The sequence below is a fragment of the Bacillus mesophilus genome (genome assembly GCF_011008845.1).
GTDB classification, from domain to species: domain Bacteria; phylum Bacillota; class Bacilli; order Bacillales; family SA4; genus Bacillus_BS; species Bacillus_BS mesophilus.
Map to the genome: position 1 here is coordinate 70,459 of NZ_JAAIWM010000003.1, position 14,212 is coordinate 84,670.

A 14,212-nucleotide genomic window follows, 5' to 3' on the forward strand; every position below is an offset into this window, starting at 1 on the left:
ACTTCTGAACATCCTAGACAGGACAATTCACCACAAGAGAAGGAGGTTAAGTTTTCTTCTCTTGTTGTAGAAATCCTTACATACTGTTCATCATATCTAGCATATGGTTTCCAATAGAATTACCATATTGTTATAATTATTCCAATGTAAAATAATCCTTTTGTATACTGTTATTGTTATAAACAAACAATTAAAAAGACATTGGAAGGAGATGATTACATGACGTATCTCATATTATTAATAGGATTTGCTCTCTTAATTAAAGGCGCTGATTATTTTGTAGAAGGTGCTTCAAAGATCGCTCAAACTTTGAGAGTTTCACCAATGTTAATCGGCTTAACGATCGTAGCCTTTGGAACAAGCGCTCCGGAAGCATCAGTCAGTTTTATTGCTGCTTTTGACGGAAACAGTGACGTAGCAATTGGAAATGTGGTTGGAAGCAACATCTTTAATGCAACTTTCATTTTAGGAGTAACAGCAGTTGTCTTTCCTTTGGCAGTTCAGAGCGAGACAATTAGAAAAGAAATACCATTTGCTCTGCTGGCAGCCGTTTCGTTGATCGTTTTAATTAGTGATATTCAACTTCAATATTCAGACGTTAATATAATAACGAGAACTGAAGGAATCCTTTTACTATTATTCTTTGCTGTTTTTCTTTACTATGTATTTGAGATGGCAAGAAACAATCGGGACCAAACTGAAACGATTACTTCTGATACCGTCAATACATCATGGGTGAAAAACCTTATATTTACTATTGGTGGACTTGTTGGAATTGTGGTAGGTGGTAGCCTTGTAGTCGAAAATAGTATTGAAATCGCTCTTTCACTCGGGATGAGTGAAACTCTAGTTGGCTTAACGATCGTTGCTGTAGGAACTTCGCTTCCTGAGTTGGTCACATCTATAACCGCTGCTATAAAAAAACAGACTGAGATTGCATTGGGTAACATTATTGGTAGTAACATCTTCAATATCTTTTTCATACTAGGAGCCTCAGCAACGATTCATCCATTAGCTGTTGATCCAAAGATATTTCTAGATATGTGGCTTATGATCTTTGTTACATTTTTATTACTCATACTTTCAAGAACAAATCATAAAATCTCAAAGCTAGAAGGTGCTATTTTAGCCATTATCTACATCATTTACGTTACCTATATTATTATCCGAAATTAAGCAACGTAAAGTACCTTCACCTAACAAATTTTTGTACGAACAAAGCAGAAAAAAAAAACGACAGGTGCCATCACCTGTCGTTTACTTTTTTATTTATCCATTCTGTTTCGCTTTCTTAACCGCATGAGTAATGCTCGCTGCCAAGCCACCCCAGATAATTACGATTCCTAAGACCATCATAAATACAGCACTTGCTCCCATTATTTAGATACCTCCTTTTGATCTGGTACAGCTAACTTTTGCTTTTCCCATTTAAATAGAGAGAACAAAATTCCTACGACAATCGCAAGACCCGCTACTACCCAACCAGAGGTCACTAGGAATGATAATGGATAACTACCATCACCGTAGTATGTTTCTGGATTTAAGTTCGTTCTGATATTATCAAACATCATATAGCCTAATACAACTGGAGTAATGACACCTAAGCAAATTCTCCACCAAGTACCAAGCATCATGTCAGAAATTCCATTTGCATGTGATTGAAGATTTTTAAGCTCTCTGAAGATCCATGCGATTGCTACTACTTCAACTAAACCTGCTAACGTAATACCGAAGTTATTGATGAAATAGTCCGCAACATCTAGGAAGTTTAGTCCGCCTCTTGTTGCAAAAAGAACGGAAACCAATGCCGCTAGACCTCCACCAATCATGACTGATTTTGCACGCGATACATTAAATTTATCTTGGATACCAGCAATGAACGTTTCTACAATGGAAATTAATGAGGTCAATCCGGCAAGTACTAGTGAAGCAAAGAATAAGAAGCCGAAAAGTCCACTAAACGCTGGCATTTCATTGATTATTTGTGGGAATACAATAAACGCTAATCCTACACCTGAAGATGCAACTTCTGATACCGGCTGATTAAGTTGCACTGCCATGAATCCTAATGCACTGAATACCCCAATACCAGCAAGAAGTTCAAAGGATGAATTCCCAAAACCAGTAATAAATGCATTATTTGTAATATCCGATTTCTTTGGTAAATAACTAGAATAAGTAATCATGATAGCGAAAGCAATTGATAAACTAAAGAAAATTTGTCCATATGCAGCTACCCATACTTTACCATCCATAATTTTACTCCAGTCTGGAGTAAAGAATGCATTTAAACCTTCAGCTGCACCATCTAAAGTAACGGCACGAAGCACCACGATTAAGAATAGAACAATTAACAAAGGAATACATACTCGGTTAATCATTTCAATTCCTTTTTTAACACCTTTGAATAATACCCCTAACGTAATAGCCCAAACAATAAGTAATGGTATGAATACTCCAGGTACTAATCCTCCTAATTCACCAGGAGCTGCTACTTGAAGATACTCACCAATTAAGAAACCAGCTGTATCTGTTCCCCAATTTTGATTAAATGAAAATACAGAGTAAGACATAGCCCATGCAATTATAACTGGGTAATAACAAGCGATGACGAATGAGATTGCAACTTGCCACCAGCCAATCCATTCTGCTTTTTTGTTTAATCTTGCAAGTGAAAGTGGCGCGGACCCACGATACTTATGACCTAGTGTAAATTCTAGAATTAATAGTGGAATACCCGCTGTTAAAAGTGCAAACAAGTATGGAAGAAAGAATGCTCCTCCACCATTATCATAAGCGACATACGGGAATCTCCAAATGTTTCCCAAACCTACTGCAGAACCGACAGCTGCCAAAATAAAACCTGCTCTCGTTCCCCATTGAGGGCGATTATCCATCTACAAAACCTCCTGTTTTTTTACCTATATCCCGCTTATATTCCGGAAAAAGGTAATTTAAATTTTCTGATTATTAATTTATATCATAAAAATTGGACAATATGCTAGACTTTTTTTTATTGTGCCTAATAAATATTTTCATCACTATCTTGAAAAACTAAAACTAGTTAAGTGTGATTTGCTAAAAGTTATAACCGTTTACTGTCTTAATATATAGCAATAATTCTGTTTTTTCTGGTCATCGATGGTTTAGTCTGTTAACAATGAGGAGGTTTTAGATATGAAAGAAAAAAATTTGACCAACGACACTAAAGAGTCTTCTGAAATTTGTGAGTCCATCACTGAAGATCGTTATTTTTGGAACGAGCTCCATATTATCGTTGAAGATGGAGTGAATGCAAGTAAAGATGAGTAAACAGAAAAAGGCAGACAAAATTGTCTGCCTTTTTCTATGTGATTTTAAGAATTTTTTATAAATGTTAATTTGAGATATCAATCGATGGATCAACTCCATCACCGCCATTCCAAAAGTCTGGTACATCTCCAGGGAGCATGACTCTGCCAATCGGAATAACATTTTTTAATTGATGTACATCCGTAGCGAATGGAACAATGACTTGAACATTTACGATAATCTCTAGAGATACCTTTATTAGAACATTATTAATTCCAACTTCTTCTTCTTCATGAATAATATTTGTACTAGTTGACCCTACTGTTGCGAACTTAACAGGAATCTTGGGCCCTAGGTTACCTAAAATAGCCACACCAGTTGCAATACCCACTGGGATTTCGCGGATTATTCCATTAGCGAGGGCTTCCTCATTTTCTAAAATTTCAATATCTGATAAGATACCAAGTTCCTTTAACTTCCCCTGTTCGGCAAGCTCTAAGTTTTGCTGAACAAGATTAGTTGTTTCAGAAGTAATTCTGTTAACCATGGCGGTATTCTCACTAACCATAGTTATATCTCCACTTCCATTTTCTTTTGTAATCCAAAGTTTCTCTACATCTATTCCTTCGACTACTTTTTGATTGACTGCTTTATTAATAGCAAGTGTAGCAATTTCTTCCGTTTCAACTCTTGCATATTCTCTTAATGCAGGCTCTATCCCTTTGTTTAAGATTAAGACACCAAATGCAGTTGAAAACATGAACATGACAAATGTAAGTAAGAAAACATAACGAAAAGGTAGTGGACCTTTTCCTTTTCGCGGTGGGTTAATTCCACGAAACTTTGCCAAGCTGATCCCCCCTTACAAGCTAATGTATGCAGGAGATGTACAAGATAAGCCATATTTTCCCTATAAAATTTTTGAGGCTAGACCTTCTAAAATCAATACTTTATCTAAATAGAAAAAAAGACCAAAATTCATTTGGTCTCAAATTGTTTATAAAATATATATTAGATTTTTTCCTCATCCCCAGTTAACTGATCCGAAACTAAGCTACATTTAACAATCATCAAGTCCAGTTCTTTTGTCAGATCAACTTCATAAGAATCTACGATCACGTTTTCTTCTTCTAAAATACGAATAACTGGACGGTCACAGTATCCAGTATTTTGTCTTGCTACTACACCTGTTCTTCCATCATGTAGAGTTACCGTTAGCCCTTCTGGATAGACAACAATTGCTCTCCGAAATGCATTTATAATCTCTACGTCAAATAGTTTTCCTGCACCAGCATAGAGAATCTCGAGTCCCTCATGTGGAAGCATGGCAGGACGGTAAGAACGATTGGAGGTTACCGCATCAAACACATCTGCGACAGCGAGAATCTTCCCAAACAGATGAATGTCAGGACCCTTAACTCCTCTTGGATATCCAGACCCATCTAACCTCTCATGATGCAATAGAGCACAATGCGCAGCCGTCAAAGATATAGTAGGAATGTTTTTAATAAGCTCATAGCCGTAAAAAGAATGTTTTTTCATCTCTTGGAATTCATCTTCCGTTAGTCTTCCGGGCTTTGATAAGATGTCAGCAGGAATCATCATCTTTCCTACATCATGTAGAAGGGCACCAAGTCCTAATGCCTCTAGCTGTTTTTCTTTTAGCTTTAACTCCATCCCAATCTTTAACGAGTATAAGGTCACATTAAAGGAGTGTGAAAAAATATAATGATCATAAATCATAACCTCGGATAATAAAGAAAGCAACTCTTTACTTCCCTTTAGCTCAGATAGTACCGAGTGAATAACTCCCTTAAACTCCTTTGTTGATTTTTCAAGTATATAGGCATGCTCGATTGGTTTACCCGACTTTATTTGTTTGAATGTATTCTCAATTGATTTGATGGACTTGTTATGTATCTTGTCCGAAACTGTATTTTTAGATTTAATATCCTTCGTTCGTCGATCTGCAATATACAAAAAAGTAATGCCGAGCTCTTGTAAGCGTCGAATCATTCCACTAGTTAATGGTATACCTTGATTTATCAGTATGTTCCCTTTTTCGTTAAAAACAGCTTTGTCCAAAATCATTCCGGGCTTTAAGTATTTCGTTGATACTAAACGCATTAGCCTACCCCTTATTCTCCGCAAATCCATAATATTAGTATAGTATATACCAACTTTACAAGGAAATAGAAATTTTTACTTAAAATCCTTTATATACACAGCAGAACCTGCCAATATCGTATTGGCAGGTTTTTATATGAACTACTTTAATCTCTATTATTTAAAGCATTTTAATTAAAGCTTCTCTACCGATGGTGCCTACAGAAATGCCGAGGTTCTCCGCTTCATGTGTTACCGATTCAAGAGGAGCATCTAGAAGTTGTTCAATTGTTCTAACCCCAACTGCTCTTCCTGCAATGATACCACGGTCCTTTAGCTTCTCATTTAGCAAGCCAACATCCAAAGCACCACACATAATATAGCCTTTTTCTGTTGTAACGGCCATAAAATTAGTTTTAGGAAGTTTTACAGTAATAGCCGTGAACTGATGTCCATCGATTATAATTGGTGTCATCGTTACCATTATTCACACCCCTTTCCTCCATATCAATTTATGATGAAGGAAAGAAAACCGTTCATAGTTCTATGTGTTTTTTAATAATTTCCACTGTAATAGATCTCTCAGCATTTCTGGAAGGTAATATTGCTTTTCCTTAGAATGAGAAATCTCTGGATACAACCCTCCAAAAGTAAACATATCAAGTGTCGCAACTATATATTCTCGCTCAGGGTTTATCGCCTCACCATTGACTAAAATTGAGGTAACATGTGGAAGCCCGTCAGCCATAACTACAGTTTCCACCTCAACACCTGCATACACCATTTTACCGAGTACTTTTCCTCGGAAACCAAACCCTTTCATCTTTAACTGTTCCATTCTCGGAGTCGCTGCTTGAAGAATTACTTCTTTCAACTGATCTCCTTTAAGATGTACCTTACAGGGGTTGATTGGATGAGGACAAATGCGGTGTAGGTCCCCTAGCGTTACTTTTCCTCTAGGTAAGGAATCTAATAAAACGCCCGCATTAATCATACCAATTTCACCCTCACACCATTCCCGGATAGCCTCAGCTAACAAATTAGCTAAGGTCGAGGGTTTATACCATTCTACCTCTAAAGGGGAGTCAATATAGGCGACTTCTTTACTAAGCACTCTAGAAGCCCTCTCTGCCTCCTCCTGTAGTGTCGAAAGAGTTTCATAACATTCTTCTTGGCCTTCTATTGAGACCACTTTAGGCTCAATGCTACTGATTTTATTAGCGGTTGTATCAATAGTGAGCTTAACATACCCTACATTCATGCCAAATTTCCCAGCACCACAAAGGATTGTATTTTCAACTTCTTCTCCATCTGGAAGTAGGTGATGAGTATGAGCCCCTAATATAAGATCAACGCCTTCAACTTCTCTAGCAATTCGCTCGTCATCATTAATACCAAGGTGAGAAAGTAAAATGATACAATCTGCGCCCTGCTGCTTAACCTCCTGAATTAGTGAAGGTACTATTTCGAAGGGAGAGACTACATCCCAACCAAGAAGTTGATAAAATTTTTGAAAAGGAACCGTAAGACCAATGAGACCTATGTTGATGCCAGCTGATGATTTGTGTATTGAATATGGTTTAACCCAAGAAGGAGTTCGCCCATTTTGTTCAAATAAATTTGAAACTAGAACTGAAAAATTTGCTTCTGAATATAAGGAGTCTAACTGATCCTTTGATAAAGTAATCCCCTCATTATTACCAATGGTTGCATAGTTATATCCTAACTCATTCATTAATCGAACATTAGCCTTACCGAGCGTTGCTTCTGTAATAGGATGAAAGCGATCCATATGGTCCCCAATATCTAATACAATCATCTCCTCTTGTTCACGTTGATGCACTTCTCTTCTCTGCTTAATATAACTCACAACTTTAGGCCAATTTTCAAAATGACTATGTAAGTCATTAATATGGTATAGATGAATATGTTTCATGTTTACACCTCAACTATTATAGAAGACCATCTATAATCATTCTCAATCCAAAAATAAATAAAAACAATCTTAGTAATCGTACGACAGTAACTGGTTTTAATCTTGTGTTAATATAGACCCCGATCTTTGCTCCTAGATATGCACCTGGAACTAGCATAATTGTTAAGAGCCAGTCAATATTCCCAAGAAACAGATGTGTTAATGAACTTGTGAAAGAGGAAAGTAAAATCATGAACATCGAGGTTGCTACGGCTATATGTGGTGGAAACCTGAACAGTAATAGCATCGCAGGTACCATTAGAGCACCTCCGCCAATCCCAAATATTCCAGATGTAAAACCTACCACAAAAGAGATGAAAACTGCTAACGGCAAATGGTATCCATACTCATAAGTAGTTCCATCGCGATCAATATATACTTTTTTTAAGCTATTACTATTGGAGGATCGTGTAATAGGACTTAATCGATTTTGCATAAAAAGAAGAAAAGAAATGAGGATAATAAAAAGGCCAAAATATAATGAAAATGTTGTGGCATTTAAATATCCATTCACCCATGACCCAAACACTCCACCTGGTCCACTGCCTATAAAAAACAGGAGACCGCTTTTTATATCCACATTACCCTTTTTATAATAACTAAGAGTAGAAGATAAACCAGTCGCTATTACCGCTACCAAAGAGGTACCTACGGCTAGTTGAGGTGTCATATCACCAATTAACCCGTAGCTTCCTAGGTATAGTAATGCAGGGACAACGATTACTCCACCACCTAGTCCCATCAGACTTCCAATAATTCCTCCAACAAGTCCTACTATAAACAATATGAACCATTCCATATATTAAACCGTCCTTAGAAAGAATTAGCAAGTGCTTCCTTGGAGGAAGGCGATTGCTTAGTCTTTTATGCGTTAGAGAAGTTAATACTTATCCTATTAACTAAAGGCTCTTTTCTAAAAAATTGTTGCTTTTCAATCACATATGTCCAAGAATTCTCCTTTTTTATCTGTAAAATCGAGTTTTACTAGTTAGAAAAGAGCAACTTTCTCTATTTAAAGCACGGGACAATGTACTACCAAGTAAAAATCCGGATTTTAGGATTTTTACGAAAGCAACAATCTATACGAAAATAGCCTAACTAAAATAGGTTTAGCTGTCGTGGTGCCAATCCGTCGTAATCAATCCCCAGAAGTTTCATCAACTGCTTTGCATTATCAGCAGCATCTCCTCCAGAATTATTATTAAACAGTATGTATAGCTCTTTGCTTTCCTTGTTTAACTCTTGTATTCTGTCCACCCATTCTAGTAGTTCTTTTTCATTATACCGATATAAATATCGAACCTCACGCCAATTGGCTCCATTAGGCTTTGTCCATCCATGAACATTTCGACCATGAAAACGAATAAGTGTTTGATCCTTAGACGTTGCTTCTAGCACCATAGGAATAGAGCCAGAACCCGCCTGAGGCTCATCACATATACTATGAATCCATCCTTCTTCTCTCATAAATAAAATGGTCTTATCTCTCATTGCCCCAGTAAACCAAGATTGATGTCGGAACTCTAATGCACAGGGGAGCTCATTCATCTTACTTTTACAATATCGTAAGTATTGTACATTCTCTTTATTGCACTCAAACCAAGGGGGAAACTGGAATAGAATCATTGCCAATTTACCTTGTTCCTGATAAATACTAGCTGATTCAATAAAAGCATCAAACATTTCATCAGTCGCTTTAAAAGGAAGCTCTCCCCGCTGGTGTCCCGTCATCCCTTGATAAGCTTTAACTATAAACTTAAAAGTAGCTGGAGTTTCCTTCAACCAACGTTCAGTATTTTTACGAGGTTGAATCGCATAAAAAGAAGCATCCACTTCTACTATAGGAAAATGCCCAGCATAGGCTTGTAATTTATCTCGTGGTGAAATGGGTGTCTCATAGAGCGAATCTTGATCTCCCCATCCGGTTACACCAATATAAATCATGAAGACTAACTCCTTTAATTAATATCTACTTAATATGATAACTTAAAGGTTAAATACTTCAAACAATTAGGGATTATTTCTTTTATGTAAAGGGGTTTTGGTGTTTTATAAGGGGGATGAAGGGCATATCGTTTGTTGTATTAGGATCACCGGAGTTGAATTTTAATTTTATGCATCACTTTTCGGCGTTTATGCACCAAAATTTAAATATATGCACCATTTTCAGGATTTATGCGCCAAATTTTACTTATATGCGTCAATTTCGGGATTTATGCGCCAAATAATGATTCCGCACCCAAACGAACCCACCAAAAACCAAACAAAAGCTCGCTTCAAGAGAAGCGAGCTTTTCCAAACTATTATTAACCAATAGAACCTTCCATCTCGAACTTAATCAGACGGTTCATTTCAACAGCATATTCCATTGGAAGTTCTCTCGTAAATGGTTCAATGAAGCCCATAACGATCATTTCAGTTGCTTCTTGCTCAGAGATACCACGGCTCATTAGATAGAATAACTGTTCTTCTGATACCTTCGATACCTTTGCTTCGTGTTCAAGTGAAATGTTGTCGTTTAGGATTTCGTTGTATGGAATCGTATCTGAAGTAGATTCGTTGTCCATGATTAATGTGTCACATTCGATATTTGAACGTGCTCCATCCGCATTACGACCAAAGTGTACAATTCCACGATATGTTACTTTACCGCCCTGCTTAGAGATTGATTTAGAAACAATCGTAGAAGATGTGTTTGGTGCTAAATGTAGCATTTTAGCTCCAGCATCTTGATGCTGTCCTTTACCTGCTAATGCGATTGATAAAGTCATACCACGAGCACCTTCACCCTTAAGGATGACTGCTGGGTATTTCATTGTAAGCTTGGAACCGATGTTTCCATCAATCCATTCCATCGTCGCATTTGCTTCACAAACTGCACGCTTTGTAACAAGATTGTATACGTTATTTGCCCAGTTCTGGATCGTTGTATAACGGCAGTACGCATCCTTCTTGATGATGATTTCAACTACCGCACTGTGTAAAGAGTTTGTCGTATACACTGGTGCTGTACAACCTTCAACATAGTGAACATGTGCGCCTTCATCAACGATGATTAAAGTACGTTCAAATTGCCCCATGTTTTCAGAGTTGATACGGAAGTATGCTTGTAAAGGTGTGTCTACCTTAATTCCTTTTGGAACATAGATGAATGATCCACCAGACCATACTGCAGAGTTTAACGCAGAAAACTTATTATCTGCAGGCGGAATTACTTTTCCAAAATGCTCACGGAAAAGATCTTCATTTTCCTTAAGAGCAGTGTCGGTATCTTTGAACACAATTCCTAGATCTTCTAGATCCGATTGCATGTTGTGATAAACAACCTCTGATTCATACTGTGCAGAAACACCGGCAAGATACTTTTGTTCAGCTTCTGGAATACCAAGCTTATCAAATGTTGCCTTGATTTCTTCTGGTACTTCATCCCATGAACGCTCAGACTTTTCTGAAGGCTTTACATAATAAGTAATCTCATCAAAGTTTAAGCTTGCCATATCTCCGCCCCACTGAGGCATAGGCATTTTATAAAATTGCTCTAATGACTTCAGACGGAAGTCAAGCATCCATTGTGGTTCATTCTTCATACGTGAGATTTCTTCAACAATCTCTTTTGTAAGTCCACGCTTTGATCGGAAAATGGAAACATCTTTATCCGCAAAGCCATATTTGTAATCACCGATTTCAGGTGCTTTTTTAGCCATTTATCGTTCCCTCCGTTCGATTTAGAAAAGCGGAAGCACCCCGTTCAGCCCCGACAAGCAAATGTTCCTTGGACAAAGAAAAGGTGATTTTCCTTTTATTTGTCCAAGGGTTATTTGACCTCGAGGGGCTGGGTGCTGTAGCTAGACAAGTCTATTTACCCACTTTTGTGTTGAATTAATTCTCTTGACTATGAATCCCTTTTTCCATGGCCTTCCATGCTAGGGTGGCACACTTGATTCGGGCCGGGAACTTAGAAACTCCTTGAAGAGCCTCTATATCTCCTAAGTCTATACTATCATCATATTCCTTACTCTGCATGATGTCCGAGAATATTTTCGATAGCTCTAAGGCAGTGTCTATAGTTTGCCCTTTAATAGCTTGTGTCATCATGGATGCAGATGAAAGAGAAATCGAACAACCTTCACCATCAAATTTAACCTCTTCTACTTTACCATCGACCACTTTCATATGGATCTGAATTCGATCTCCACAAGTAGGATTATTCATATCAATGGTGATATTTCCATCCTCAAGAGATCCTTTATTTCTAGGATTCTTATAATGATCCATTATAACCTGTCTGTAAAGAGTATCTAAATTATTAAAAGACATTGCTGAAATACTCCTTTGTCTTTATTAATCCATTTACTAGCTGATCAATTTCATCTTCAGTATTATAAAGATAAAAGCTTGCCCTTGCAGTAGCTGAAACTTTCAGCCATTTCATTAGAGGTTGAGCACAGTGATGACCGGCTCTAACAGCAATGCCCTCTGCGTCTAGAACAGTAGCCACATCATGAGGATGAACATCATCCATCGTGAATGTAACAAGTCCCGTTCTTTCCTTAGGTCCATAAATCTTTAGACCTTCAATCTCAGCCATACGTTCAGAAGCATATTTAGCAAGCTTTTGATCATGAGCATTGATATTATCTAACCCAATTTCCTCTAAGAAATCTATGGCAGCGCCAAGTCCAATTGCACCTGCAATGATAGGCGTACCAGCTTCAAATTTCCAAGGAAGCTCTTTCCAAGTTGAATCTTGAAGCTCAACGAAATCTATCATCTCTCCACCAAATTCAACAGGTTCCATCTTTTCAAGAAGCTGTTTCTTTCCGTAAAGGACACCGATTCCAGTTGGTCCACACATTTTATGACCAGAAAAAGCAAAGAAATCACAGTTTAAATCTTGAACATCAATCTTCATATGCGGTGTACTTTGTGCCCCGTCGACTACCATAATCGCTCCGTTTTGATGAGCAATTTCAGTTAGTTCTTTGATTGGGTTAATGACACCAAGTACGTTTGAAACATGCATAATGGAAACAATCTTTGTATTAGACGTAATTGTATTTCTTGCCTCTTCTAATGAGATGGATCCATCCTCTTGAAGTGGAAGGTACTTTAGAGTAGCTCCAGTTTTCTTCGCAACCTGTTGCCAAGGGATTATATTACTATGGTGCTCCATATACGTGATGACAATTTCATCCCCGCTTTTTAGTGTTTCACGGGCATAGCTTGTAGCCACTGTATTAAGAGCTGTAGTCGTCCCACGTGTAAAGATAATTTCTTCCATTGAGGATGCGTTGATAAATTTTCTAATCTTTTCTCTTGCACCTTCATAGCCATCTGTTGCACGTGTCCCTAGAGTGTGAACTCCTCTATGAACATTCGAGTTGTACTCTTTGTAATACTTTTCAAGAGCTTCAATCACTCGGAGCGGTTTTTGAGAAGTAGCCGCACTATCTAGATAGACAAGCTTTTTACCATTTACCTGCTGATCCAAAATAGGGAACTGACTACGGATATACTTGATATCCATTAGCGTACTTTCCTTTCAATGATCTCGACTAGCTGCTTTTTAACTCCTTCAATAGGTAGTTCGTTAACAACTGGTGCAAGGAAACCATGAATAACAAGACGCTCTGCTTCTCTTTGTGGAATTCCACGGCTCATTAGATAGTAAAGCTGTAAAGGATCAACGCGACCAACCGATGCAGCATGTCCTGCTGTAACATCATCTTCGTCGATTAGAAGAATTGGATTCGCATCTCCTCTAGCCTTTTCACTTAACATAAGAACACGTGAAGACTGTTCAGCATTTGACTTAGTCGCACCGTGCTCTATTTTTCCAATTCCATTAAAGATAGAGGAAGCAGCATCTTTTACAACACCATGCTTCAGGATTTGACCATCAGAATGCTTTCCAAAGTGAATGACACTTGTTGTGAAGTTTTGCTTCTGATCACCACGTCCAACCGTTACAGTCTTCGTGTCTGCAGAAGAACCATCACCAATTAGATGAGTAACGTTCTCAGAAATTGTATTACCATCATTCATTAAACCAAGAGCCCATTCCAATCTTCCGTCACGGCCAACAATACCCTTACGATTTACGTAAGTTGTAATTCCAGCAGCTAGGTGATCTACAGCACCAAATGTAACTTTAGCATTTGTTCCTACAATAACTTCTGCCACAATATTAACAATCGCGTCACTTGTGCTTGAAGTAGAAACGTAGTTTTCTACATATGTTACAGAGCTGTTATCTTCAGCCACTACAAGAACATGGTTGAATAAATTAGCTTCTTTGCTGTTCTGAACATAGATTGCTTGAAGTGGTACTTCAACCTCTACATTCTTTGGTACATAAACGAATGCACCACCATTTACAAGAGCAGCATGTAAAGCTGTAAGTTTATGGTCATTTACCTTAACAGCCTCGTTCATGAAATACTTTTTAAGTAATTCTGAATGCTCACGAGCTGCTGTATGAATATCTGTAAAAATAACACCTTTACTAATCAAGTCATCTGATAGAGTCTTAAAAGCAACTCCCTGATCTTGTTGAACTAGTAGGTTTTTATTTGCTTCTTCTGTATCAATTAGAGCTTTTACGCTTTCAGAAAGCTCATCAATTGTTCCAACTGCTTCACTTTTTACTACATGATTTTGGAACTGAGTGAAGTTCCAATTTTCAATCTTCGTTTTATCTGGCTTTGGTAAAGGTAGATCTTCAACTTTAGCGAGAGCTTGTAAGCGAAGTTCTAACAGCCATTCCGGTTCTCCCAACTCTTTAGAGTAGTTACGGATATATTCCTGGTCGAATGGTAGTTTCGTCTCTAGTGTCATTTA

Annotated in this window: 14 protein-coding genes; 2 read left to right on the plus strand and 12 right to left on the minus strand. The window is 37.7% G+C overall.

All coding sequences use genetic code 11. From position 1 onward, the window contains the following. Window positions 1-219: 219 nt before the first annotated feature. Entirely contained in the window at window positions 220-1,176 is a 957-nt protein-coding gene (locus G4D63_RS10345; RefSeq protein ID WP_163179575.1) for a calcium/sodium antiporter, read from the plus strand. Window positions 1,177-1,269: 93 nt separating this feature from the next. Here G4D63_RS10345 and G4D63_RS10350 read toward each other — a convergent pair whose 3' ends face one another. Continuing rightward, window positions 1,270-1,377, minus strand: coding sequence for a methionine/alanine import family NSS transporter small subunit (locus G4D63_RS10350; RefSeq protein WP_163179576.1), 108 nt, complete (start codon window positions 1,375-1,377; stop codon window positions 1,270-1,272). Beyond that, window positions 1,377-2,897 carry a sodium-dependent transporter gene (locus tag G4D63_RS10355; RefSeq protein WP_163179577.1) on the minus strand — a complete coding sequence of 507 codons (1,521 nt, stop codon included), beginning with the start codon at window positions 2,895-2,897 and terminating at the stop codon, window positions 1,377-1,379. Before G4D63_RS10355 ends, G4D63_RS10350 begins: the two co-directional genes overlap by 1 nt. Window positions 2,898-3,177: 280 nt before the next feature. On the opposite strand from G4D63_RS10355, the gene G4D63_RS22065 reads away from it, so the two are divergent. Further along, complete coding sequence (locus tag G4D63_RS22065) at window positions 3,178-3,312, plus strand: hypothetical protein (RefSeq protein WP_275580283.1); 135 nt, start codon at window positions 3,178-3,180, stop codon at window positions 3,310-3,312. A 64-nt stretch (window positions 3,313-3,376) separates the two neighbouring features. Here the strand turns inward: G4D63_RS22065 and yunB are convergent, their stop codons facing one another. From yunB to sufD, 10 genes are all read right to left on the minus strand, one after another. Continuing rightward, window positions 3,377-4,141 (minus strand): sporulation protein YunB, encoded by a 765-nt coding sequence (gene yunB / locus G4D63_RS10360; RefSeq protein ID WP_239585939.1) that lies wholly within the window; start codon window positions 4,139-4,141, stop codon window positions 3,377-3,379. 161 nt (window positions 4,142-4,302) lie between these two features. After that, on the minus strand, window positions 4,303-5,418 hold the full coding sequence (locus tag G4D63_RS10365; protein WP_163179578.1) for an HD-GYP domain-containing protein: 1,116 nt from the start codon (window positions 5,416-5,418) through the stop codon (window positions 4,303-4,305). A 160-nt stretch (window positions 5,419-5,578) separates the two neighbouring features. After that, window positions 5,579-5,881 carry a YunC family protein gene (locus G4D63_RS10370; protein WP_163179579.1) on the minus strand — a complete coding sequence of 101 codons (303 nt, stop codon included), beginning with the start codon at window positions 5,879-5,881 and terminating at the stop codon, window positions 5,579-5,581. A 60-nt stretch (window positions 5,882-5,941) separates the two neighbouring features. Beyond that, window positions 5,942-7,333 (minus strand): bifunctional metallophosphatase/5'-nucleotidase, encoded by a 1,392-nt coding sequence (locus G4D63_RS10375; RefSeq protein WP_163179580.1) that lies wholly within the window; start codon window positions 7,331-7,333, stop codon window positions 5,942-5,944. 16 nt (window positions 7,334-7,349) lie between these two features. Beyond that, on the minus strand, window positions 7,350-8,171 hold the full coding sequence (locus G4D63_RS10380) for a sulfite exporter TauE/SafE family protein (RefSeq protein WP_163179581.1): 822 nt from the start codon (window positions 8,169-8,171) through the stop codon (window positions 7,350-7,352). A 299-nt stretch (window positions 8,172-8,470) separates the two neighbouring features. Next, complete coding sequence (locus tag G4D63_RS10385) at window positions 8,471-9,316, minus strand: DUF72 domain-containing protein (RefSeq protein WP_163179582.1); 846 nt, start codon at window positions 9,314-9,316, stop codon at window positions 8,471-8,473. A gap of 362 nt (window positions 9,317-9,678) precedes the next feature. Then, entirely contained in the window at window positions 9,679-11,076 is a 1,398-nt protein-coding gene (gene sufB, locus G4D63_RS10390; RefSeq protein ID WP_163179583.1) for a Fe-S cluster assembly protein SufB, read from the minus strand. 175 nt (window positions 11,077-11,251) lie between these two features. Beyond that, window positions 11,252-11,689: a Fe-S cluster assembly sulfur transfer protein SufU gene (sufU, locus tag G4D63_RS10395; protein WP_163179584.1), complete on the minus strand. Its 438-nt coding sequence runs from the start codon at window positions 11,687-11,689 to the stop codon at window positions 11,252-11,254. After that, complete coding sequence (locus G4D63_RS10400) at window positions 11,679-12,899, minus strand: cysteine desulfurase (protein WP_163179585.1); 1,221 nt, start codon at window positions 12,897-12,899, stop codon at window positions 11,679-11,681. The genes sufU and G4D63_RS10400 overlap by 11 nt, the downstream gene beginning before the upstream one ends. Further along, window positions 12,899-14,209: a Fe-S cluster assembly protein SufD gene (gene sufD, locus G4D63_RS10405; RefSeq protein WP_163179586.1), complete on the minus strand. Its 1,311-nt coding sequence runs from the start codon at window positions 14,207-14,209 to the stop codon at window positions 12,899-12,901. The genes G4D63_RS10400 and sufD overlap by 1 nt, the downstream gene beginning before the upstream one ends. Between the last annotated feature and the right edge of the window lie 3 nt (window positions 14,210-14,212).

What these genes read in the sequence shown, in the direction of transcription:
- G4D63_RS10345 (WP_163179575.1), top strand. Translation starts at nt 220, where the DNA reads ATGACGTATCTCATATTATTAATAGGATTTGCTCTCTTAATTAAAGGC.
- G4D63_RS10350 (WP_163179576.1), bottom strand. Translation starts at nt 1,377, where the DNA reads ATGGGAGCAAGTGCTGTATTTATGATGGTCTTAGGAATCGTAATTATC.
- G4D63_RS10355 (WP_163179577.1), bottom strand. Translation starts at nt 2,897, where the DNA reads ATGGATAATCGCCCTCAATGGGGAACGAGAGCAGGTTTTATTTTGGCA.
- G4D63_RS22065 (WP_275580283.1), top strand. Translation starts at nt 3,178, where the DNA reads ATGAAAGAAAAAAATTTGACCAACGACACTAAAGAGTCTTCTGAAATT.
- G4D63_RS10365 (WP_163179578.1), bottom strand. Translation starts at nt 5,418, where the DNA reads ATGCGTTTAGTATCAACGAAATACTTAAAGCCCGGAATGATTTTGGAC.
- G4D63_RS10370 (WP_163179579.1), bottom strand. Translation starts at nt 5,881, where the DNA reads ATGGTAACGATGACACCAATTATAATCGATGGACATCAGTTCACGGCT.
- G4D63_RS10375 (WP_163179580.1), bottom strand. Translation starts at nt 7,333, where the DNA reads ATGAAACATATTCATCTATACCATATTAATGACTTACATAGTCATTTT.
- G4D63_RS10380 (WP_163179581.1), bottom strand. Translation starts at nt 8,171, where the DNA reads ATGGAATGGTTCATATTGTTTATAGTAGGACTTGTTGGAGGAATTATT.
- G4D63_RS10385 (WP_163179582.1), bottom strand. Translation starts at nt 9,316, where the DNA reads ATGATTTATATTGGTGTAACCGGATGGGGAGATCAAGATTCGCTCTAT.
- sufB (WP_163179583.1), bottom strand. Translation starts at nt 11,076, where the DNA reads ATGGCTAAAAAAGCACCTGAAATCGGTGATTACAAATATGGCTTTGCG.
- sufU (WP_163179584.1), bottom strand. Translation starts at nt 11,689, where the DNA reads ATGTCTTTTAATAATTTAGATACTCTTTACAGACAGGTTATAATGGAT.
- G4D63_RS10400 (WP_163179585.1), bottom strand. Translation starts at nt 12,899, where the DNA reads ATGGATATCAAGTATATCCGTAGTCAGTTCCCTATTTTGGATCAGCAG.
- sufD (WP_163179586.1), bottom strand. Translation starts at nt 14,209, where the DNA reads ATGACACTAGAGACGAAACTACCATTCGACCAGGAATATATCCGTAAC.